The following is a 22442-nucleotide window of genomic DNA, read 5'->3' on the forward strand; positions in this document are numbered from 1 at the left end:
TTGCATGACCAAAGTTCTCGAAGGCGTCCGGGTGCTCGAACAAGGCACCTTCATCACAGGCCCGGCGGCCGGCATGCTGCTAGGCGATCTGGGCGCCGATGTCGTCAAGATCGAGCAGCCGGGCACGGGCGATCCGTTCCGCGCGTTCAAGGGCGGCCTCTATAGCCCGCACTATCAGACTTACAACCGCAACAAGCGCAGCGTCACGCTGAATACGAAGGATGCCGACGATCTCGCGCTGTTCGACGCCCTCATTCGCGACGCCGATGTGTATATCCAGAATTTCCGGCCGGGCGCGGCGGATCGCATGAACGCGGGCTACGAGCGCTTGCGCGAGATCAATCCGCGTCTGATCTACTGCGCGATCAGCGGCTTCGGCCAGACCGGCCCGGCAGCGACGCGGCCCGCGTACGACACCGTCGCACAGGCGGCAAGCGGATTTCTCGGCCTGCTGATCAATCCCGCGAACCCGCGCGTGGTCGGCCCCGCGATTGCCGATTCGCTGACGGGCTTCTACGCGGCGTACGGCATTCTCGGCGCGCTGCATGAACGCAACCGGACGGGCGTCGGACGCAAGGTCGAAGTGTCGATGCTCGAAGCGATGAGCCACTTCAATCTCGATGCGTTCACGCACTACTACTCGGCCGATGAACTGATGGGCCCATACAGCCGCCCGAGCGTGTCGCAGTCATACGTGATGAAGTGCGCGGACGGCAAATGGCTGGCGTTGCATATGTCGTCGCCGGAAAAATTCTGGCTGGGTCTCGCGGATGCCATCGAACAGCCGACCTTGCTGCAAGACCCGCGCTTTGCCGATCGCGCAGGACGCGTCGCGAATCAGGAAGCGTTGATCGATCTGCTCGGCGCAGCATTCGCGCAGCGCGATCGCGCGGACTGGTGCGCGCGGCTCGAAGCGAACGATGTGCCGCACGCGCCGATGTACGACGCCAGCGAAGCGCTCCACGATCCGCAGGCCAAGCACCTCGAATTGCTGGTCGAAACATCGCATCCGGAGATGGGACGTTTTCGCACGGTGCGGCCGCCTGTTTCTTTCGACGGCGAGCGCACGACCGACGTGATCGCGCCGCCGACACTCGGCGAGCACAACGCCGAACTGCTGGCGCCGTTGCGTAGCGCGTTGAAGCAGAGCGAAGCCGCGTAGGCGTAGGCAGCACGGCCGACGTATCAAATGACGACTATATTGGAGACCTCGTAATGGAAACGACCAACGGTGCGCTGACGCGCAGCGGCCTCGACGGCCCGCCGTCCGAATCGATGAAGAGCGACAGTGTGCAGGTGGATACGGAGAAGCTGTTCGGACGCATCGCGCGGCGGCTGATTCCGTTTCTGTTTCTCTGCTATGTGCTCAACTACATCGACCGGGTCAATATCAGTTTTGCGCATCTGCAGTTCCGCGCGGACCTTGGCCTGACGGAAGCATCGTATGGATTGGGCGTCGGTGTGTTCTACATCGGCTATGTGCTGTTCGAGGTGCCGAGCAATCTGCTGTTGCGCCGCATCGGCCCGCGCCGGACGATCGCGCGGATCATGGTGCTGTGGGGTCTCGTGTCGGTGTCGATGATGTTCGTGCGCAATCCGACGCAGTTCTATATCGCGCGTATTGCGCTCGGCATTGCCGAAGCGGGCTTCTTTCCTGGCATCGTCTATTACCTCACGTCGTGGTTTCCGGATCGTCATCGTGCGAAGGTGCTGTCCGCTTTCGTGCTTGGCATCGCCGTGGCGGGCATCACAGGTGGTCCCGTTTCCGGATGGATTCTCAGCAATGCCGATGGTTGGCACACGCTGCACGCATGGCAATGGCTCTTTCTGCTCGAAGGGATTCCGCCTGTGCTGGTCGGTCTGGTCGCGCTCTGGTATCTGCCTGACTCCGCGGCAACCGCGAAGTGGCTAACGCCTGAGGAAAAGGCCATCGTCGCTCGCGAGCTGCAAGGCGAAGGCCATGGAAGCGAACATCGCATCGATCACTTCGGCGCGGCGTTGAAGAACTGGCGCGTGTATGTGTGCGCGTTCGGCTATTTCACGATCACGTGGGCGGGCAGCGTGCTGAACTTCTGGGCGCCGTCCGTGATCCGGCAGGCGGGCGTCGCGAACCCGTGGCATATCGGGCTCGTGTCGGCGATTCCGTATCTGATCGGCGCAATCGGCATGTTGCTCGCGAGCCGGCACTCGGATGCGACCAAAGAACGGCGGCTGCATTTCGCGGGGTGTGCGCTGGTGTCGGCTGCGGGCGCGGTCCTGCTTGGCACGGCGCACGCATCGTTCACGCCGGCAATCGCTGGGTTGGCGCTTGTCGCGATCGGTTATCTGTCTTGTACGGCAATCTTCTGGACGATACCGGCGACGTTTCTGTCGGGCACGGCGTCGGCGGGTTCGATTGCGCTGATTTCGAGCATCGGGCAGCTCGGCAGTTTGAGCGCGCCGACGGCTATCGGCGCATTGACGGCGGCGACGCACGATATCAGCGCGGGTTCGTATCTGGCTGCCGCTGTGCTTGTGTGCGGTGCGTCCGTGATTGCGGTAGCGATGCGCAATATGAAGCGTTGAGCCTGAAGGCAGCGGTCGATCGGGTTTCTGATTGGCCGCTGCCGCCTGCCGTTACCCTGCCAGCGTAGTTTCACTCACACTCAGACTGCGCCGCATCCACTGGCCGACATTCTCGACGGCAATCCCGCGCTGCGCGTTGAAGGTCTGCTTCTCATCCCACGCCACGCCCTTGCCTTCCGCAAACACCACGCGATACTTCTTCAGGCCATTGTCAGGATCGAGCGCCAGTTCCCGCTTTAGCTGCGGCACGGTCCACTCCACACGTTCAAACGTGCGGCCCGTGAACGCGTCCAGCTTGTCGGCGAGTTGCCCATAGCCGATCGTCTCGCCCGCGACATGCACGACGCGACGACTGATGCATGGCTCGGCCAAAAGGATCTCCGCCGTCAATGCACCGATATCTTCGGCCGTCGTGACCGTGACGGCATTGTCCCAGCCGCCCAGCGCCCGCACGATACCGCTTTCGAACTCCACCACGCCAAACGACGGCTCGAACAGAAAGCTGGTAAACATACCCGTCGACACGATGACCCAATCCGTGCGCGATTGCGCGCGCAACAGGTCGCGCACGTCGAGCTGCTCGTCGAACAGATCCTGCGCGCTGCCCCGGCCGATCACGTCATAGTCGACGCCGAACTGCCAAGGGAAGAAGCGCGGCACGCCCGCATTCAACGCGGCGCGCGCGATCTTCAGTTGCACGCCTTTGCCGCCGACGAACCCGGTGCACGACACGACGGTATCGAATCTTTTGAAAAGCGCGGCGAGCGTGTCGACGGAATCGGCCGCGAGGTCGCCGGGAATGGGCTCGATGCCGAGCGCGCGCAATTCGTCGATTTCGCGTTGCTTGAAGGCGTCGATGGATTGAATCGTCGATGGGCGAAGCAGCACGCTAATGCTCAGTGCCGAGGACCCGGCCCGTCGTGCGAGATTGCGCAGCACGGACATGCCCAGTTCGCCGGCGCCCAGAATGAGAATACGTTGTTGCGTCATGACGCGTTACCCTTTTCATGGCATCGAAAACGATGCAGTGAATGGCCTTCTGTGCGGTTTCGTTGCATGAAGGATTCGATCGCATCGCGCCGCCGGGCATTCTGCCCAAGGCGCGGCTGCGTTGATCGAAGTCTAGGGCGGCACGTGTCTGTCATTGTTCGCCGCGCTTGAATTCACAACGCGTACGCGGCGAACGCACAGTTTTTGAGTCGCGTTCGATGCCGCGAAGTCTCACGCGATGTATGCTCGCGTTCGAACGCCGGGTGCGGCGTTATCGCTTCTTCTCACGCTCGCCACTTTCATGGACAAACTTCAAGCGATCAGCACCTTCGTGCGCGTCGTCGATGCACGCAGCTTCAGCAAGGCGGCCGAGACGCTGTCGATGCCGCGCTCGTCCGTCACCACGACGATCAAGAATCTGGAGCAGCACCTCGGCACGGTGCTGCTGCGCCGAAGCACGCGCAACCTGAGTCTCACGGAAGCGGGCGAGCGCTACTATGCGTCGTGCCGGTCCATCCTCGCCGAAATCGATCGTGCGGAAAGCGGGCTTCGGGACGACACGCTCGTGCCGCGCGGCAAGGTAAGAGCCGATATGCCCGGCGTGATCGGTCGGGCCGTCGTGCTGCCGAATCTGCGTGACTTCGCACAGCGCTATCCCGACATCGAACTCGTGCTGGGACTGAGCGACCGGCCTGCCGATCTGATTTTCGACGGCATCGACTGCGCGATCCGCACGGGCGAGCTCGCGGATTCGACGCTGATCGCGCGGCAACTCGGCACGCTGACATGGCTCACCTGCGCGTCGCCGCGCTATCTGCGCGAGCGTGGCGAGCCTGCATCTGTCGACGATCTCGCCGCGCACGAAGCGATCAACTACATTTCGAACGCGACAGGCCGTCCGCTCGACTGGCGCTTCGACGCGAACGGCGAACCCGTCACGCTGACGATGCAAAGCCGCTTCGCCGTCAACGAAACGGAAGCGTATCTGCAATGCGGGATCGAAGGGCTTGGGATCATCCAGCTATCCGAGTTCGTCGCGAAGCCTTATCTGGAATCGGGGCGGCTGAAGGAGGTATTGCGGGAATCGAGAAGCGCGCCCGTTCCTGTCGCGATCCTGTATCCGGACCGATCGCATTCGAGCGCGGCCGTGAAAGCCTTCGTCGACTGGATCGCGGAGATTTTTCCGCGCTGACGCTGCTTCTTGCACTGACACAAAAACCGCGACGCGCATCCAGGCGCGTCGCGGCACTTGCACAACGTGGTGTCGTCACTGCGCCTTCGAAGCCGCCGCAATGATCGCGTTCGCCACCGCTTCGGGCTTGCTGAGCATCGGCACGTGGCTCGTGTCGACATGCGTCACGTTGGCCTTGATCTGCCCTGCCATCGCGTCCTGCAAACGCGGATCGATCATCCGGTCGTGATTCGCGACGACGAAGTACGAAGGCTTCGTGTGCCACGCGGCGTCCGTTATCTTGTCGTCGGTGCAGCCGGCGAACCACGGGCCTTGCGTCGCCGCGACGATGCGCTTTTGCGCCGGGCTCAGGTCCTGCGCGAAGTCGTTGTCGATGGCTTTCGACGACAGCGTCAGGAAGTTGCCCGAGTCCTTCTGCAGCTCGCTGGCCCATGCGGGCGCGGGCTTGCCCTTCACGACATCGTTGATCGACTGGCCGCTGTCGGGTGCAAACGCGGCCACGTAGACGAGCGCCTTCACCTTGTCGTCATTGCCCGCCTGCGTGATGACGGCGCCGCCCCACGAATGGCCGACCAGCACGACAGGACCCTGCTGCGCGTCGATAGCGCGTTTCGTGGCGGCGGCATCGTCCGCGAGCGAGCTGAGCGGGTTCTGCACGGCAACCACATGCAGGCCGCGCGCTTCGAGCAGCGGAATCACCTTCTCCCAGCTCGATCCATCGGCGAACGCGCCGTGCACCAGCACGACGTTCTTGCCCTTCAGATCCTGCGGATGCGCGGCGTGCGCGGACTGCAACGAAAACACTGCGCCCGCCAGCATGGCGGAGGCGATGCACTTCCTGATAAGCGAGTTCATGAGCGAGCTGTCCTTATGTGTCAAACCGGGTTATCGAATGGAACGAGCTTCGCAGACGCCCATGAGCGTGGGTATCGGTCAAATGACCGATCTCGCGCGAAACCGCGCGCGGTATAGTGAGGCTCGATAAAAGCCCCGTACCGCACCTTTATGCAGACCTCGTCAGGCTCATCCGGCGGACCCGTCGTTCGCGTCTTCGATGCCGTGAAGGCGCTCGCCTTCATCGGCGATCTGAGCATGGGCCAGCCAACCGACCACTCGATCCGCACCGCGTGGCTCGCCGTACGCCTCGCACGTGCCGCGGAACTCGGCGAAGCGGCCGTCGTCGCCGTGTGCGAGGCGTCGCTGTTGCGCTGGTCGGGCTGCACGGCGAACGCGTCGGGCTTCGCAGAAGCGCTCGGCGACGACGTCGCGAGCCGCGGAGCGATGCTCGCGCTCAAGCCGGACTGGGCACGCCCGATGGAATTGCAAGGCGATGTGAGCGCGGTCATGACGCCGCTTGCGCGCATTCACTGCGAAGTGTCGGGTGAAGCGGCGCGCATGCTCGGTCTCGGGCAGGGCACGGAAGCCACGCTGCGGCATGTGTTCGAATCGTGGGACGGCACGGGCACGCCTGACAGGCTGGCGGGCAGCGCCGTGCCCGCCACCGTGTTCGTCGTGGCGCTGGCAGGCGAACTGGAGATTTTTTCCCGCACCTACGGGATCGAACGCGCGAGTGTGCTGATCGGCCAGCGTGCCGATTCGCGCTACCCGGACAAGCTCGCGCGGCTCGCGGTCCGGCTCGCGCCGCAATGGCTCGATGAACTGGCACAGGCCGACGCGGCGTCCATCGATGCCGTGCTGTTGACGCAGCAGATGAACGACGTCACGCCCGTCGAACTGGTCGCGGACATCATCGATCTCAAACTGCCGTGGATGACGGGCTATTCGCGCAGCGTCGCGGCGACGGCTGCCTCATGCGCGGCGCGCTTCGCGCTCGATGCGAACGCGCAAAACCGGCTCTATTGCGCAGGCCTCGTTCATGGCATGGGCCGCGCGGCCGTGCCGAACTCCGTCTGGGACGCGCCTGCCCGTCTGTCGCAGGCGGCGTGGGAGAAAGCGCGTCTCGTGCCGTACTGGACGTCGCGCGCGGGCAAGCAGACGGGCTCGCTCGCCGAGGCGGCCGAACTCGGCTCATACGCGTATGAACGGCTCGACGGCTCGGGCTATTTTCGTGGTGCGTCGGGCGCTGCGTTGTCGATGGAAGCGCGCATTCTCGCGGCGAGCACCGCGTGGGTCGCGTTACGCGCGGCGCGTCCGTGGCGCACGGCGCTCACGCACGACGAAGCGGCGAAGCTGTTGCACGAAGAAGCCGCACGAGGCCGTTTCGACGCCGATGTCGTCAATGCATTGATCGACGAGCGTGTCGCGCAGCGGCGCGTCGTGAATCCGCGCGCGCAAACGGCGCGGCTTTCCGCGCGTGAAGTCGACGTGCTGCGCGGCATTTCGCGCGGCGCGAGCAACAAGGAAGTTGCCCGCGATCTGTCATTGAGCCCGAGTACGGTGCGCACGCACGTCGAAAGCGTATTCCGCAAGCTGGACTGCTCGACGCGCGCAGCCGCCACGCTCAAGGCCCTGGCACTAGGCGTGCTGTGACGCGCTCAGGCCGCGGCGACGACGTCGATACGCAGCGCTTCGCTGCCCGCTGCAATCTCCAGCAGCCGGTCGACATTCGGATGCGCGCCCGGACGGTTGCGCGCGTCGGCCGTATGTTCGGCGAACACGGCGAGGCCATGTTCGGCGGCCTTCGCGTCGAGTGTGCCGAACGCGTTGCGCAAATAGTGGTACACGGCGACCGAGCCCTGCTTGCCCGGCTTGTTCTCGATGCTCGCGACCACGGCGCCCTTGCCGTCGACGAGATCGATCCGTTCGATACCGTCGATGCCCGGCAGTTGCGCGAGGTTGTCCTTGAATACGTTGCCCGGTTGAATCACTGAAAACACTCCATCGTTCGAAAATGACTGGCGGGCCGTATCTTAGCCGATTGCCTGGCCGATTGACTGCGCGGCTCCCGGGTTTGCATGCCGTGACCGTCTTTCACTCGCCTTTCCGCTTCGGCCCCGAACGGAAGCACGGCGCGCCGAAAACGCTCGTCAGCAACATTGTCGGATCGACGTTAAAATTATCGGCTTGAACTCCGTCCGTATATATTCAGGCGCGCCAACGTTTGCCGCGCACCGGCCTTATGCCTTCGTCGAGGGCAGACCAACGAGTCAGTAGCAAGGAACGACTTCAATGACAGGCGCAGACTTGTCCGGCATGCTGCCCGAGATGCTTCCCAGGTTATGGGCTTTCGCATTGCGCATTTCCGGCGACCAGCACGACGCTGAAGACCTCGTTCAGCGTGCCTGCGTGCGCGGGCTGGAACGCGCGCATCAGTTGCAGGCGGACACCGCGCCGCTTAGCTGGATGTTCTCGATCGTCCACTCCACGTGGATCAACGAACTGCGCGCCCGTTCGGTGCGCAGCCGTTCCAGCATGGAATGGGACGACGACTTTCTCGAAACGGTCGAAGACCCGAAGGCGCGCACGCCGGAACAGATCACGATGAACGCGCAGATCATCGAGGCCGTGCAGCGCCTGCCCGACGCGCAGCGCGCCGTGATGCTGCTGGTCGCCGTCGAAGGCCTCAGCTACAGCGAAACGGCCGAAACGCTGAACGTTCCCATCGGCACCGTGATGAGCCGGCTGTCGCGCGCGCGCCAGGCGATCGGCGCGCTTTTCGCCAGCAAGCCAGTCCCGTCGATGAAAATGGCCACCTTCGGCAAGGACTCGGCGTCATGAAAGTAGACGACATCACGCTGATGGCCTACGTCGACGGCGAGCTCGACATCGAGGAACGCCGCGAGATCGAACGCGAGCTCGACGACTCGCCGGATCTGGCGGAGCGCATCGAACTGTTTCGCGCATCCAGCCTGCCGTATCACGAGGCGTTCGCGCAGCAGAAGCTGCCGCCCGTGCCCGAATCGTTGACGCGCAAGATCGCTGAACTGTCGCGCACGTATGCGAGCGCGACGTCGCCCGTGCCACCCGGCCCCGCCGCCAATCCCGCCGCGAACGACGCCATCGCGCCGCCGAACGTTGGCCTGCCACCGTCCGCGCCCGTGCGCTCGCTCATGCGCTTTTCCGCGCCGTGGCTTGCCGCCGCGTTCGCTGCAGGGGTGTTCTCTTGCGTGGTCGGCTTGCGGCTGTTGCCCAGCCTTCCGGGCTTGCCAGGCGGCGCTGCGACGGTCGCGTCCGCGCCACCCGCTTCGCCCTGGGTGATGGCTGCCGCCGGTTATCAGGCGCTCTATTCACGCGACACGGTGGCCGTCGCGACGGACGCGGCCGTGTCGGCAAAAACCGTCGCCGATATCCATCAGATCGACGGATTGCCCGTGCGCGTGCCCGATCTCAGCGCGCAAGGCCTGACGTTCAAGCGCATCCAGCGGCTGCGCTTTCACGACAAGCCGCTCGTGCAGATCGTCTATCTGCCGAAAACGGGCGGCCCGGTCGCGTTGTGCGTGGTGAAGGACGCAAAGCCCGACCAGTCGCTTGCGCAGCAGAAGATCGACGACATGGACGTCGTCACGTGGCGGCAGTCGGAACTGAGCTACGCGCTGATCGGCACGGCCGGCCAGGTCGATCTCGACAAGCTCGGCAAGCTGATCGCGAAGCGCGATGTCGATGCGATGTTCAGCCTGGCGCCGTTGCCCGTGCGGCCCGTAGAAAGTTGACAGCGCATGCAAGGTTCTTCGCGCGGAAGCACGTCAAATCGGAGCATTGCCCGCATGCGCGGACAGGACGTTATACTTAAGAGTCAGATAGCTGTGACAGCGCTGTGACATGAATGATTTCGAGTGTTGCGGCACTCCCGACCAAGGCCCGAGCGTATGAAAGTCGACGATACCGTGCTGATGGCGTATGTCGACGACGAACTATCGCCGCAGGAACGCCAGCAGATCGAAGACGAACTTCGCGCACACGCGGAGCTCGCGGATAAGGTCGCCCTTTTCCAGGCGTCGCGCCTGCCGTATCGCGAGGCGTTCGCCGCGCAGACACTGCCGCCCGTTCCGGCGAGCCTTGTCAAGCGGGTCGACGATCTGATCCGCGCGCATACGGAAGCCGCGAAGCTGAGCGCCGCCGCGCAAGCCCAGCAGGCCGAACAGGAAGTGGCACCCGCCGCTGCGCAAGGCGACAACGCGCAAAGCGCGAACGACCCCGCGATCGAACACGACGCGCACATGCCGCCTTCCGCGCCCGTGCGCTCGCGCCTGCGCATCGCGCCGGCATGGCTTGCCGTCGCGTTCGTCGGCGGCGCGTTTTGCTGCGGGGTCGTGTTGCGGCTCGCGCCCGGCGTCGGCTTTGGCGAGTCGGGCAAGCCGTCCGGCAGCACCACCACAGTCGCGGCCGCGACGATGGGTTCGCTGCCGTGGGTACAGGTCGCAGCCAGCTATCAGCAACTCTATTCGCGCGACACCGTCGCGCATTTGTGGCCCGATTCATCGGACGCGCAAAGCACCGTCAACGAGATCCGCAGCGAGGACGGCATTGCGCTGAACGTGCCCGATCTCAGCAAGGCGGGCTTGCGCTTCATCCGCGTGCAGCGCCTGAAGTTCCATGGGCGCCCTCTCGTGCAGATCATCTATCTGCCGCAGAAGGGCGATCCCGTCGCGCTGTGCGTGATCAAGGAAAACAAGGCGAATCAGTCCGTCGCGTCGCAACGCATCGACACGATGAACGTCGTCACGTGGCGTGAATCCAATCTCGGCTATGCGCTGATCGGCGCAACCAGCAATGGCGATCTTGCGCCAATTGGCAAAGAGATCGCTGAACGCCATTTCGATCCACTGTTTGGTTCCGTTTGATGCCGCGCGCGCAGTGGCGCGTGTTGCACCCGTTGTCGATTCATGTTCAGACTTTCTTTTCGCATTGTCGCGGGCGGCGCGCTCACCGTCGTCACGCTTGGCTCGATAGCTGGCGCTTATGCGTACTCGCATGGCCTCGGCAGCCTGCTCGGCGCGCAGCCTTCGGCGAACCAGATCGTCGACGGCTTCGAAGCTGTGTCCGGCAAGCACCCGGGCTTTCGGCGCAATCACGCTAAAGGCGTGTGCGTGACCGGCTATTTCGACAGCAACGGCAACGCCGCGCCGCTCTCGCGCGCAGGCGTGTTCGCGGCGGGCAAATCGCAGGTGGTTGGACGCCTGTCGATCGGCGGCGGCAACCCCGCGCAGGCCGATGGTGCGTCGAATGTGCGGAGCCTCGCGCTGCGCATCGTGACGCCGGGCGGCGGCGAATGGCGCACCGCGATGAACTCCGCGCCGATCTTCCCCGTGCGCAGCCCCGAAGCGTTGGTCGAAATGCTCGCGGCCTCGCGTCAGGCGCACGACGCGACCACGTACGGCGACAACCCCGGCATGGACGCGTTCATGAAGACGCATCCCGAAGCCGCGCGCTTCGATCAATGGCTGCGCGATCATCCGCCTTCATCGGGCTTCGATAATGCCGCGTACTACAGCGTCTCGGCGTTCCGGCTGATCGACCGCGACGGGCATGCGCAGGATGTGCGCTGGCGCGTCGAACCCGACGATACCTATACGCCGCTCGCCGATGCACAAACGCATGACACCGATTTCCTGGAGCGCGGTCTTGCCGAGCGCCTGCGGCAAGGTCCCGTGCGGTGGCACATGGTCATCACGCTCGCGCAACCCGGCGACGTCACCAACGATTCGACACGCCAATGGCCCGCGAACCGCACGCAGATCGACGTGGGTACGCTCGTCGTGCAGCGTGAAGAGCCGCAGATCGACGGCCCATGCCGCGACATCAGCTTCGATCCGCTGAAGCTGCCCGATGGCATCGCGCCGTCCGACGATCCGTTGCTCAAGGCACGTTCCGCCGCGTATGCGGAATCGCATGAACGCCGCGTGCATGAAGAGCAGCGCTACGCGGCAGGCAAGTAAGCACGCGACTCACCCAGATAGTGGGCGCGTGCGCGATCAAGCTTCGTTGCTGCTTCGCTTGATCGAACGGTTCTTCGCTGCGTTAAAGCACAAAAAATTTTTTACGCGGCGTCTTTCGATGCAGCGCATGTCGCGCTGCAAACCTTTGTCCCACAAGCATTTTTCGCGTGTTCTTTCGCATTCCCAGCCGATTGAGAAACGGATGGAATAGCCCCTTGCTATCAGGTGTTCTGTATGACAAGAGCGCTGCAAAAACATAGACGGCGCCTCAGACCAGAACGACGGGGGATATCGGCGCGCCTGGGTCGCGCCGCGATGGTAATGGAGTACACATGCGAATTGCCTTTTTCACTTTCAGCGACGTGCTGTTCAAACAGATCAGTGAAGCGTTCGAACAGAACGGCACATCCTGCACGCGTTTCACCGACGAGCTTTCGCTGATCCGCTTCCTGCAACGCAATTCGGCGGCGCTCGTCATCTTCGATGCGACGCAGAGCCAGATTCCCGCGCTCGCGACGCTCAAGTGGCGCACCTGCCATTTCCGCACCGATCTGCCCGTGATGATGATCGGCCGTTCGTGGGACAGCGAAGCCGTGATCGAGGCGCTCGATGCGGGCGTCGATGAAGTCGTGATCGGCACCGCGAGCGTCGACGAGATCATGGCGCGCGCACGGCGCTCGATTGCGCGCTGCCGCGGCTCGCGCGTGGTCGACCGGCTGACGGTGGCGGGCTATACGGTGGACCGGACGGCGCGCACGGTGAGCTTCGGCGAGCGTTGCGTGGCGCTGACCGCGCGCGAGCTGAGCCTGGCATGGCTGCTGTTGATGAACGCAGGCTCGCTGATGAGCCGCGAGCAGCTCGCGAACGCCGTGTGGGGCAAGGACGCCGACCTCGCGGGACGCTCGCTCGAACAACATATCTACAAGCTGCGCTCGAAGCTCGCGCTCGATGGCCGCGATGGGTCGCAACTGAAAACGGTCTACTCGCTCGGCTATGTGTTCATCGCGCGGCATGACGAGGCGGCCGACAGTCGACAGCCGCTGGCCGCGTGAGCGGGCTTTCGAGCACCACCGCGTCGATTGAGAAGATGCAAAAGTACTGGACGAATGCGGCCCGCGCGGCACACGATGCACGCGCCCAACGATGCGGCAAACCGCCTGCAACCGATGCCCTTTCGCCATGCTCTTTGTCACGCGCCCGTTCACGCATGCGAGCCACCCTTCGCGCATGCGTCAACGGCGTGCGAACGCCGACGTCAAACGGCTCGTCGTCGCCTTTTGCGCGGCGTCGTCCTTCGCGAAATCGGCATTGCCGCCGAACGCGGCCATCTCCGGGTCTTTCGCCAGCTTCGATTCGATCGACATCTCGACCATGCGTTGCATCGTGTAGATCGACTCGCTGCGTCCCATGCCCGTATCGCGCAACAGCTGATACGCGTTCTTCATGCCGGGATCGGCGTCGATCAGCGTGGCGAACTGACGCGCGCGCATCTGTCGCGTGCCGCCTCTTTGCATGATCGTGCTCCACTGGTTCGCGAGCGTCTTTTGTTTGGCCGGATCGCCAAGTCCCATCTGATACTCGACAACGGCATGCGTATGCTTGCCCACGAGATCGCGCGTTTCCTTCTTCGCGGCGGTCGACTTCCGCTCGTCAATCATCGTGCCGGGGAATATCTTGCCGTAGCGCTCCTGCCCGGCCTGCGTATGCGCCTGCTGGCGGAACGCGAGGTGTGTGTCCTTGATGAGCTTGCCGCGCGCATCGCCGAGATCGTCGAAGGCCTGCTTCATCTGCGGGTCCGCGCCTTCGCCGACGACGGAGTCGGCGAACGCCTTGCGCTTGTGCAACTCGTAGCTGCCCGCCACTTCCGCCTTCTCGTCGCGCATGCGCTGCTTGAGCCCGCGGATGCCCTTGCCGACGTCGAGCGCGCCCGCGCCCGCGAGCGCGCTGCCCGCGATGCGTTCACTCGCCGCCGTGGCCGCCGCATGCGAGCCCGCAGCCGCCACCGACGCGCCATGCGTGCCCACGGCCGTCGCCGTCGCTGCGCCGATCGCGACCGTGTTGCGGATGAATTCGTAGGCCGCGCGGTTGCCCTGTTTGGCAGCGACGTCGTCCTTGAGGAAGGCGGTGAGCAGCACGTTCTTCGCGTGCGCGGCTTCCTGCTTCAGTTCGGGATCGTCCGATGCGGCTAGCTTGCGTACTGCGTCCATGTCGTAATCGAGTTCGGCGTTGGGCTTCGTCTTCGCTCCTGCATTTGCTTGTGCATTCTGCGGCGCCTTCCCTGCCGCGTTGCTTGCCGGCTTCGTGAAGAGGTCGCTGGTTTTCTGGATGCCGTTCTTGCGCTTGAGGATCATCGTCTCGGGCCGTAACGGCACGCCGTTGTCGATGTCGCTTTGGAATTTCTTCAGATCGTCCTGCAGCATGCTGTCGAGTTGCTCGCCATAGCGCTGCTTGCGCTCCCGCGCGGCGAAGAACGCGTGGCCATTGACGAGCGCGCCGACGGCCTCGTGCGCGGCAGTCAAACTGCCGCCGACCACGGCGCCCGTCGCCGCGCCCGCTGTCGTGTGCGTGCCGATGCCGATCGCACCCGCCACCGACGCCTCGGGACGCAGCTTGTTGGTCTCCAGAAGCGAGAAGCCGGGCTTGTCGCGATAGACGGGCTGGCCTAAACGCTGCGAACGTGCGGGCAGTCTGAAGCCGGGATCTTGCGGGGAATCGTTGGGCGCGGTGTCGGTGGCCTCCGCGATGGATGGCGTGCGTGACGGCGGTTGCGAAGGAGCGTTTATCTTGGATGCACCCGATGACGACGCCGCATGCAACGGCCCCGCTTCGTCCGATGAGGGCGGCAACGCGCGCAACGGCTTGTCGGGGGCTTTTGCCGCAATGCGTGGCCGCTGCTCATCGTGTGCGCTGGCCGTGCTGGCTGAGAACGTCGCGCCATTGCGGCCCACGCGCGCGTCGCCGTTTGCCGACGAAGACGCGTGCGATCTCAGCTGCGCGAGCGGCGCGGGCATCGGACGCGGACCCGCTGGCGGCGGAGGCGAGTTCGCGGTTCGCTGTCGCGGACGTGTGCTATCGGCGGCAGTATCCGTCGTGGTGCGGGTCGTGACATGCGGGGAGAGGTTCGTCGTTTTCAGCATGGCAAGGCTCGTCGGCAATGGATTGGAACGCGAACGCGCGGCGTGAAGCCTTACGCAAGAATCTGGTTCAGATACCCGAGACGCGATGCCATCTGCGGATCGGACGGCTGCTCGAATGCGTTGCAGAACGCCTGCGTCGCGGCCTGTGCGCTACTCGTGCCCTTCACGGCCGCGATTGCGCCCGCCTGCGAGGTCTGCAATTCCTGTTTCAGATAGCCGTAGTTCGCGGCCTCGCTCGACGGATCGAGGTTGTGCTGGCGCGCATAGTCGAGCAGACCTTGCTTGCGCGTGCCGCCCCATTGCGCGATGCCGTAGCCGTTCGCGTTGTCGTCGGCCATGTTCGAACTGGGCGCGCCGATCTTGCCGCCCTGGTTGATGCCGGAGTTCATGCCGCCGCTCTCGTGCCACAGATTCGCGACGATGCCCGCCGCCTGATCCTTCGTGAGCCCGAAGTCCTTTTGCAGATTGCTGACGTAGGCGTCGGCGGCTTGCTTGCTCTGCGCAGGCGACAAGGCTTGTGTTTGCGGCGCGGTGCTGAGTCCTTCGGGTGCTGCGCCGGAAGATGCGCTTGGCGTTGAAGATGACGCGGACGCGGACGCGGAAGCTGCTGCGCCATTAGTGGTCGCGACATTGCCTGCGGCGCTATTGATTGCGCCACTATTGCCGACGCCGGCCGCTCCACCGCCACCGCCTGCGCCTGCGCCATAGCCGCCGGCAGGCGTCCCGCTGCCGGGCATCGCTGCAAAATTATCGTAGCCACCAGACGGCGCGCCCGCCGGCGCACCACCCGCGCCGCCTTGCGCACCCGTGCCGTCCGGGTCGCTCAGCATGGCGGCGAGATCGGCGAAGAACTGCGACAGACCGTTATTGCTGCCCGCCGATGCACCCGCGGTTCCCGCGCTCTGCCCCGTGCCTTGTGCGACCCCGCCGCCGTCGATCAGCTTCGCAATATCGCTCAGCAGATTCGCAACCGACGTGTCCTGAGACGAGCCATTGCCCAGCACGCCCGCGACGGGCGACAGCCCCGACACACCGCCTGCGCCGTTGAGAAGAGAAAGAGTGTTCATCCGAGTCCTCTGAGGAGAAGGCCGACGATGCGCCGCATCGATTGCGTCGACCTGGTGCCGTCAGGATAAAAGCCGTCCAGCCGTCGCACCGCGTGGCGCGCGAAGCCAGATGCGCAAACACGAAAGCGCAGCGTCCCGCCGTGTGCTTCGTTTGTCCGTACTGATACTTCGCGTCGCGCGGACGTTGCATGCGGCGTGGCTCGTATCCTCGTTCGCATCGGATCCCGCCCGCTCATTTCGCACAATCAAGGAGCAAGTCAATGCGCCTCTCTGGACGCGCCGCTATTGCGTTATCCATGTCGCTATCAGTCGCGTTCTGCGCTCACGCGTCCGCTCAGAACGCACAGCGCGACGGATTGCTTCACGTGAACGCTGACGACGACAGGATCGAAGCGCGACATCTGGAAGCAGCGCGCGCGGAGCAAAGGCGCCTCGACGCACATCGCGAGGAAGCGCATCGCGAAGACGCGCGTCTCGAACAGGAACGGCTCGCTGAAGCACGCCGCGAAGCGCGCATCGATGCGTACAACGCGTGGCTCGCGCACTGGCACGAAATGCGGTCGCGCGATGGAATGACGCCATGAAGCGTCGTCACATGAACCGCCGCGCGTTGCGCATCGCCGGCACGCTGCTGTGCGCGTCGACTGCGCTTGTGACATCCGCTGCCCACGCCGACTGCTTCGACGATGCCGCCGCATGGCAACGTCTGAATCCGCTGATCCTGCGCGCAATCGCGTGGCAGGAGTCGCACAACAACGCCGACGCGACGCATGCGAACGCCAACGGCTCGACCGACTACGGCGTGATGCAGATCAACTCGATCCATCTGCCGGAGCTCGAGCGATACGGCATCCGGCGCGACGCGCTGATGGTGCCGTGCAAGAACGTCTATATCGCCGCATGGCATCTGCGCAAACAGGTGGTCCGCTACGGCAACACGTGGACAGCCGTGGGCGCCTATCATTCGTCGACGCCTGCGCTGCGCGACGATTACGCGCGCCGCATCGCCGCGATCATCGAACGCTGGCGGCGCGACCCTGCACATGCGATACCGGTGACGGCTGCATCGCTGGCCGCGCGTTGAGCGTACTGCGAAGTCGTTAGTCAAACAGCGGCGCGTCCGACGAATCTCGCGCGCCGCATCCCGACCTCGATCAGACGTCGTTCTTCTGATTCAGATCGCCCGACGACACCGACACCTGCGACGAATCGAACACCTTGTTGCCGCCATCGCCCGTTTCCGGATTCGTCAGGCCGTTGCCCGCGAACCCGAACCTCTGCGCCATGTCCATCTTGCCGTTCGAATGACCCGTTTCGAGAATCGCGGCTTCCTTCGTCGCGCCCGAGTTCAACGTGACCGAGCCGTCCGCGCCCATATGGCCGACATTGTTGCCGCTCGCGTTGTACAGGTTGCCCTGCGAGTCTTCCTGCAGATGCAGCGCGTCGCCGCCCGCCTTGCTGTTGATCTTGATGTCGTGCATGCCCTGGCCGGCCGTGCCCAGGCCGTTGCTGGCCGACGCGCCCGTCGGCGAACCCGTCGCCGAACCAGCGGGCGAACCCGCGGCCGAGCCCATCGAAGGCATCGAGCCGGGTTGGCCGCCCATCGGCGAAGCGGGATTCTGCGCACCCTGTGCACCTTGCGCGCCTTGCTGACCGCCGAGCACGCCCGCCAGATCCTGCAGGAACTGGCTGACGTTGTTTCCGCCGCCCGCGTTGTTCTGCTGGCCGTCGATCAGTTGCGACAGATCCTGCAGCAGCTTGCCGACGTCGCCGCCCTGACCCGGCACGGCTTGCGACGCGCCGCCCGTCATGCCGCCGACGGGCGTGTAGTTCACGGGGTTGAGAAAGGATTGGGTAATGGAGTTCATCGAATTCTCTCTGGTTAAAAAGAAGACGAACCGGCGATCTTTGCCCGATCCCGATTCAGCCTCGACGATAGATTCATGCGGGCACTCCACACCCATGCGGCGCGAAGCCGCGTGACGCATCGCGAATGACGCATGCAGTTGACTCGCTGTAGCGTGTCGGAACGTTGCCCTCTCTTCACACGCGTCGAGGACGCGCTTCGGCACGCGGCACGACGCTTCGCGCACGCGAAAGACCGGAAGCGACGGCGCATACAGAATGCAGTGTCGGGCGTGTGCCCGCTTTCGATCGTCAACCGTTCATGCGAGACCGCCATGTCGAATCTTCAATGCAGTCCATCCGTGCTCAACGCGATGATGTCGGTGTTTTCAGGCGGCATGCGCATCGGCGCCATGCCGGAGTTGCATGACGTGCTCGGCGCGTTGCGCGCGTGGCAGCCGGACAGCCCGCTTGCCGACGTGTGCGAGGCCCGTTTGCTGATCAACCAGACGGAATGGCGAGAAGCGGCGAGCCTGCTACGCCACGTGACGAGCCGTCACGCGAATCTGCCCGTCGTGTCGGCGCTGTATGCGTTGTGCCTTTTCATGCAGCACGACGACGAGTGGCGCCGCGCCGCGACGGACGCCGTCGATACGGGCAACGACACGGCTATCGCGATCGTCGCGCGGTTCCTGAATGTGCCCAATGACGAGGCTGCGAGCGTTCATGGTCCGGAACTGTCGACGCGCGTGCTTGCCGCGATCGAGACGAATGGCGCGCTGGAGCATAGTTGATGGCAATGGCGGCGTTGCGCGTGGCAGCGAGTGTCAGTGCGAACGCGTTGACCTTGGCGGGCACGGGTTGCGCGTCTGCTGCAGAGGAACAGAATTCGTAAGACTGGGGCGCTTGTCGTGAGGCTGGAAAGACGCAAATTACCAGACCGCGCCTCAGGCGGAAGCGGAGCATCGCCCTTCTCTTTCTGCCAACAGGGAGATTGGCAGAAAGCATGCAAAAAGCGATGTTGGTGTTTGAACGTCGCGGCTAGTTCTGCGCAATCACATCCGCCACCAGCACCGCCGTCATATTGACGATGCGGCGCACCGTCGCGGATGCGGGCAACACATGGACCGGCTGCGCTGCGCCCAACAGAATCGAGCCAATCGCGACGTTGTTCCCCGCTGCCGTCTTCAGCAGGTTGTACGAGATATTGGCTGCGTCGATGTTCGGCAATACCAGCAGATTCGCGTCGCCTTCGAGCGTCGAATCCGGCATCGCTTCGCGGCGCAGCGTGTGGTCGAGCGCGAGGCTGCCGTGCATTTCCCCGTCCACCTGCAAGTGTGGCGCGCGTTGACGCAGGATCGCCAGCACATTGCGCATCTTCTGCGCAGAAGGCGCGTTGCTCGTGCCGAAGTTCGAATGCGACAGCAGCGCAATCTTCGGCTCGATGCCGAAACGCAGCACTTCCTGGGCCGCCATGATCGTGATGTCGGCGAGTTCTTCGGCAGTCGGATCGACGTTCACGTGCGTATCGACGAGGAAAATCTGCCGGCCCGGCAGCACCAGCGCATTCATTGCTGCGTAGACGTTGCAGCCTTTCTTTTTGCCGATCACCTGATCGATGAAGTGCAGATGCCGGTGCGTCGTGCTCACCATGCCGCAGATCATGCCGTCCGCCTCGCCGCGCTTCACCAGCATCGCGCCGATCAGCGTGGTGCGGCGGCGCATTTCGAGCTTCGCCATCTGCTCGGTAAAGCCCTTGCGCGACATCATCTCGTGATACGTCTGCCAAAAGTCGCGGTAGCGTTCGTCGTGGTCAGTGTCGACGATCGTGTAGTCCTGGCCGTTCACCAGACGCAGGCCGTACTTCGCAATACGTTGCTCGATCACAGCCGGACGGCCGATCAGGATGGGCTTCGCGAGCCTTTCGTCGACGGCGATCTGCACCGCGCGCAGCACGCGCTCTTCTTCGCCTTCAGCGAACACGATGCGCTTCTTCTCCGGCTCGACGCGACGCGCCAGCTGGAAGATCGGCTTCATGGTCGTGCCGCTTTGATAAACGAACTGCTGCAGATGCTGCCTGTACGCCTCCATGTCCTCGATCGGACGCGTGGCGACGCCCGAATCCATCGCGGCCTGCGCGACAGCGGGCGCGAGCTTGACGATCAGACGCGGATCGAACGGCTTCGGAATCAGATAGTCAGGACCAAACGACAGATCACGAATGCCGTAAGCCGTCGCAACGATGTCGCTCTGTTCCTGACGCGCCAGTTCAGCAAGCGCATGGACAGCCGCAATTTCCATCTCGCGCGTAACCGTCGTCGCGCCCGCGTCCAGCGCGCCGCGGAACAGGAACGGGAACACCAGCACGTTGTTGACCTGGTTCGGAAAGTCGGCTCGGCCCGTCGCCAGAATGGCATCCGGCCGTGCTTCGAGGGCGAGTTCCGGCAGAATCTCCGGCGTCGGATTGGCGAGCGCAAGAATCAGCGGCTTCGCGGCCATCTGCCTGACCATGTCCTGCTTGAGCACGCCCCCGGCCGAGAGGCCGAGAAACACGTCCGCAACGCCGATCGCATCGGCAAGCGTGCGCGCGTTCGTTTCGCGCGCAAAACGCGCCTTGTCCGGATCCATCAGTTCGACACGGCCCTTGTAGACCACACCCGCCAGATCCGCGACCAGAATGTTGTCGAGTGGCAAACCCAGGTCGACGAGCAGATCGAGACACGCGAGCGCTGCGGCTCCCGCGCCCGATGCCACCAGCTTCACCTCCTCGATGTGCTTGCCCACCACTTTCAGACCGTTGATGACCGCCGCCGCGACGACGATTGCCGTGCCGTGCTGGTCGTCGTGGAAGACGGGAATCTTCATCCGCTTGCGGCATTCCCGCTCGACGACGAAACAGTCCGGCGCCTTGATGTCTTCGAGGTTGATGCCGCCGAAAGTCGGTTCGAGTGCCGCGATCACGTCCACCAGCTTGTGCGGGTCTGACTCGTTCAACTCGATATCGAACACGTCGATACCCGCGAACTTCTTGAACAGCACCGCCTTGCCTTCCATCACCGGCTTCGATGCAAGCGGCCCGATGTTGCCCAGGCCGAGCACTGCCGTGCCGTTCGTCACGACACCGACCAGGTTGCTGCGCGCGGTGAAGCGCGCGGCGTTCATCGGGTTCTCGACGATTGCCTCGCACGCGAACGCAACCCCGGGTGAGTAGGCCAGCGAGAGGTCGCGCTGGTTGATCATCTGCTTCGTCGGTGCGATGGTCAGCTTGCCCGGTGTCGGGAACTCGTGATAGTCGAGGGCTGCCTGGCGGAAGCTGGTTGTCTCGGATGGTTTTGTCATGGCGGCGGTGCTCAGGATAGGGTTGGCTCGACAGCTCAGTGCGTGTGGGACCGAATAATGGTGTCGTTCGGATGCGGCAGGTCCATCGATGCGTCTTCGACCGACTCCAGGGCTTCGAGGCTCGTGTCAGAACGGTTGAGCATCGCGCGGGCTTGGTTCATGTCGAGCGCGCCCTCCCAGCGAGCAACCACAATGGTCGCCACCCCGTTACCGATCAGATTCGTCACCGCACGCGCCTCGTTGAGGAAACGGTCGACGCCAAGCAGCAGCACCAGCCCGGATACAGGAATTTTGTGCATGGTGGCGAGCGTGGCCGCCAGTGCCACGAATCCCGCTCCGGCGACACCCGCCGACCCTTTGGACGTCAGCAACAGCACGCCAAGCAACAACAACTGATCCCAGATCGTCAGGTGGATGTTCATCGCCTGCGCAACGAACATCGAGGCCATCGTCAGATAGATCGCCGTGCCATCGGCATTGAACGTATAGCCCGTTGGCAACACCATCCCGACCACGGGGCGTGAGCACCCCAGCTTTTCCATCTTGATGAGCATTTGCGGGAGGACCGCTTCAGTCGAGGCTGTCCCGAGCGTGATGAAAATCTCGTCCTTGATGTAGCGGAGGTACTTCCACAACGACAGTCCACTCACGCGCATGACGAGGCCGAGCACGACGACCACGAAGAAGATCGAGGTCAGGTACAGACACAGCATCAGCTGACCAAACGAAGCCAGCGTGCCAATCCCGTACTTCGCGATGGTGAATGCCATGCCGCCAAACGCACCGACAGGCGCGACATACATCACGATTCGTACGACCCCGAACATGCCCTGAAGGAACATATCGAGCATGTCGACAAACGGTGCGGTGCGGGGACCGAGCTTCGCGAGCGCGATGGCGAGCAGCAACGAGAAAAAGATGATGGGCAGGATCTCTCCATTCGCAAACGCTCCAACAATGCTGTTGGGAACGATGCTCATGAAGAACTCGAGCATGCCGTGCTGTTGTGCCGCGTGGGTGTAGGTGGTAATTGCCGAGCTGTCGATATGCGCGGGGTCGATGTTCATGCCGCTGCCCGGCTTGATGACGTTCACCACCACGAGGCCGACCGCAAGCGCGATCGTCGACGCAATTTCGAAGTAGACGACCGCCTTGACGCCAACCCTACCGGCTTCATGAAGGTCATTCATGCGGGCAATACCCACCACGACGGATGCAAAAATGATCGGAGCGAGCAGCATCCGGATCAATTTGATGAACAGGTCACCGAGGGGTTTGAGTTGAGACCCGATATCAGGGTAAAAATGTCCGACGAGGACACCGGCAACAATGCCAATCAAAACCTGGACGTAAAGCTTCGAAAGTGATTTTCTGATCTTTGAAACCCGCATGACTGTCTCCTATGCGTGGCATCTTTTAATGAAAGTAAGGCTGAGCACCGCAGCGGCATTTAGCGCTGCGGCGAGCACGG

General features: G+C 63.6%; 20 protein-coding genes. 12 read left to right on the forward strand and 8 right to left on the reverse strand.

What is annotated here, in order from left to right; translation table 11 throughout:
• The first annotated feature begins 4 nt into the window (after nucleotides 1-4).
• Together C2L64_RS39630 and C2L64_RS39635 are read left to right on the forward strand one after the other, a co-directional pair.
• Entirely contained in the window at nucleotides 5-1162 is a 1158-nt protein-coding gene (locus C2L64_RS39630) for a CaiB/BaiF CoA transferase family protein (RefSeq protein ID WP_007583823.1), read from the forward strand.
• Nucleotides 1163-1215: 53 nt separating this feature from the next.
• The gene (locus tag C2L64_RS39635; protein WP_007583821.1) at nucleotides 1216-2565 is read left to right on the forward strand and encodes an MFS transporter; all 1350 of its coding nucleotides are present in this window, start codon (nucleotides 1216-1218) and stop codon (nucleotides 2563-2565) included.
• Nucleotides 2566-2616: 51 nt separating this feature from the next.
• Here C2L64_RS39635 and C2L64_RS39640 read toward each other — a convergent pair whose 3' ends face one another.
• Entirely contained in the window at nucleotides 2617-3555 is a 939-nt protein-coding gene (locus C2L64_RS39640; RefSeq protein ID WP_007583819.1) for an aromatic alcohol reductase, read from the reverse strand.
• A gap of 301 nt (nucleotides 3556-3856) precedes the next feature.
• Between C2L64_RS39640 and C2L64_RS39645 the strand changes: the two genes are divergently transcribed.
• Nucleotides 3857-4747 carry a LysR family transcriptional regulator gene (locus C2L64_RS39645; RefSeq protein ID WP_039900757.1) on the forward strand — a complete coding sequence of 297 codons (891 nt, stop codon included), beginning with the start codon at nucleotides 3857-3859 and terminating at the stop codon, nucleotides 4745-4747.
• A gap of 75 nt (nucleotides 4748-4822) precedes the next feature.
• On the opposite strand, the gene C2L64_RS39650 is transcribed toward C2L64_RS39645, so the two are convergent.
• Nucleotides 4823-5566 carry an alpha/beta fold hydrolase gene (locus C2L64_RS39650; RefSeq protein ID WP_007583816.1) on the reverse strand — a complete coding sequence of 248 codons (744 nt, stop codon included), beginning with the start codon at nucleotides 5564-5566 and terminating at the stop codon, nucleotides 4823-4825.
• A gap of 186 nt (nucleotides 5567-5752) precedes the next feature.
• Between C2L64_RS39650 and C2L64_RS39655 the strand changes: the two genes are divergently transcribed.
• Nucleotides 5753-7237 (forward strand): HD domain-containing phosphohydrolase, encoded by a 1485-nt coding sequence (locus C2L64_RS39655; RefSeq protein WP_007583815.1) that lies wholly within the window; start codon nucleotides 5753-5755, stop codon nucleotides 7235-7237.
• Nucleotides 7238-7242: 5 nt separating this feature from the next.
• Here the strand turns inward: C2L64_RS39655 and C2L64_RS39660 are convergent, their stop codons facing one another.
• Nucleotides 7243-7575, reverse strand: a complete 333-nt coding sequence (locus tag C2L64_RS39660) for a DUF2322 family protein (RefSeq protein ID WP_007583813.1) — start codon at nucleotides 7573-7575, stop codon at nucleotides 7243-7245.
• A 301-nt stretch (nucleotides 7576-7876) separates the two neighbouring features.
• Here C2L64_RS39660 and C2L64_RS39665 point away from each other — a divergent pair, with 301 nt between their 5' ends.
• The 5 genes from C2L64_RS39665 (at nucleotide 7877) to C2L64_RS39685 (ending at nucleotide 12635) form a co-directional block, all read left to right on the forward strand.
• A complete protein-coding gene (locus C2L64_RS39665; RefSeq protein ID WP_007583812.1) occupies nucleotides 7877-8425 on the forward strand; it encodes an RNA polymerase sigma factor in 549 nt (182 codons plus the stop codon).
• Nucleotides 8422-9357 carry an anti-sigma factor gene (locus tag C2L64_RS39670; protein ID WP_090835117.1) on the forward strand — a complete coding sequence of 312 codons (936 nt, stop codon included), beginning with the start codon at nucleotides 8422-8424 and terminating at the stop codon, nucleotides 9355-9357. The genes C2L64_RS39665 and C2L64_RS39670 overlap by 4 nt, the downstream gene beginning before the upstream one ends.
• Before the next feature lie 156 nt (nucleotides 9358-9513).
• On the forward strand, nucleotides 9514-10488 hold the full coding sequence (locus C2L64_RS39675; protein ID WP_007583809.1) for an anti-sigma factor: 975 nt from the start codon (nucleotides 9514-9516) through the stop codon (nucleotides 10486-10488).
• Between the two features lie 42 nt (nucleotides 10489-10530).
• On the forward strand, nucleotides 10531-11583 hold the full coding sequence (locus C2L64_RS39680) for a catalase family peroxidase (protein WP_007583807.1): 1053 nt from the start codon (nucleotides 10531-10533) through the stop codon (nucleotides 11581-11583).
• 332 nt (nucleotides 11584-11915) lie between these two features.
• Entirely contained in the window at nucleotides 11916-12635 is a 720-nt protein-coding gene (locus C2L64_RS39685) for a response regulator transcription factor (RefSeq protein WP_007583802.1), read from the forward strand.
• Nucleotides 12636-12815: 180 nt separating this feature from the next.
• Here the strand turns inward: C2L64_RS39685 and C2L64_RS39690 are convergent, their stop codons facing one another.
• Together C2L64_RS39690 and C2L64_RS39695 are read right to left on the reverse strand one after the other, a co-directional pair.
• Nucleotides 12816-14720 carry a hypothetical protein gene (locus C2L64_RS39690; RefSeq protein ID WP_007583800.1) on the reverse strand — a complete coding sequence of 635 codons (1905 nt, stop codon included), beginning with the start codon at nucleotides 14718-14720 and terminating at the stop codon, nucleotides 12816-12818.
• A gap of 50 nt (nucleotides 14721-14770) precedes the next feature.
• A complete protein-coding gene (locus C2L64_RS39695) occupies nucleotides 14771-15787 on the reverse strand; it encodes a phage tail tip lysozyme (protein ID WP_007583798.1) in 1017 nt (338 codons plus the stop codon).
• A 365-nt stretch (nucleotides 15788-16152) separates the two neighbouring features.
• On the opposite strand from C2L64_RS39695, the gene C2L64_RS53635 reads away from it, so the two are divergent.
• On the forward strand, nucleotides 16153-16371 hold the full coding sequence (locus C2L64_RS53635; RefSeq protein ID WP_131542622.1) for a hypothetical protein: 219 nt from the start codon (nucleotides 16153-16155) through the stop codon (nucleotides 16369-16371).
• Nucleotides 16368-16871: a lytic transglycosylase domain-containing protein gene (locus C2L64_RS39705; protein WP_007583796.1), complete on the forward strand. Its 504-nt coding sequence runs from the start codon at nucleotides 16368-16370 to the stop codon at nucleotides 16869-16871. Before C2L64_RS53635 ends, C2L64_RS39705 begins: the two co-directional genes overlap by 4 nt.
• A 70-nt stretch (nucleotides 16872-16941) precedes the next feature.
• On the opposite strand, the gene C2L64_RS39710 is transcribed toward C2L64_RS39705, so the two are convergent.
• Complete coding sequence (locus C2L64_RS39710; protein ID WP_007583794.1) at nucleotides 16942-17655, reverse strand: hypothetical protein; 714 nt, start codon at nucleotides 17653-17655, stop codon at nucleotides 16942-16944.
• Between the two features lie 312 nt (nucleotides 17656-17967).
• Here C2L64_RS39710 and C2L64_RS39715 point away from each other — a divergent pair, with 312 nt between their 5' ends.
• On the forward strand, nucleotides 17968-18426 hold the full coding sequence (locus C2L64_RS39715; RefSeq protein ID WP_039900756.1) for an HrpB1 family type III secretion system apparatus protein: 459 nt from the start codon (nucleotides 17968-17970) through the stop codon (nucleotides 18424-18426).
• Between the two features lie 247 nt (nucleotides 18427-18673).
• Here the strand turns inward: C2L64_RS39715 and C2L64_RS39720 are convergent, their stop codons facing one another.
• Together C2L64_RS39720 and dctA are read right to left on the reverse strand one after the other, a co-directional pair.
• The gene (locus C2L64_RS39720; RefSeq protein WP_007583790.1) at nucleotides 18674-20971 is read right to left on the reverse strand and encodes an NADP-dependent malic enzyme; all 2298 of its coding nucleotides are present in this window, start codon (nucleotides 20969-20971) and stop codon (nucleotides 18674-18676) included.
• Nucleotides 20972-21006: 35 nt separating this feature from the next.
• Entirely contained in the window at nucleotides 21007-22362 is a 1356-nt protein-coding gene (gene dctA, locus C2L64_RS39725) for a C4-dicarboxylate transporter DctA (RefSeq protein WP_007583787.1), read from the reverse strand.
• Nucleotides 22363-22442: the final 80 nt, after the last annotated feature.

The sequence above is a fragment of the Paraburkholderia hospita genome, from assembly GCF_002902965.1.
Taxonomy (GTDB): Bacteria; Pseudomonadota; Gammaproteobacteria; order Burkholderiales; family Burkholderiaceae; genus Paraburkholderia; species Paraburkholderia hospita.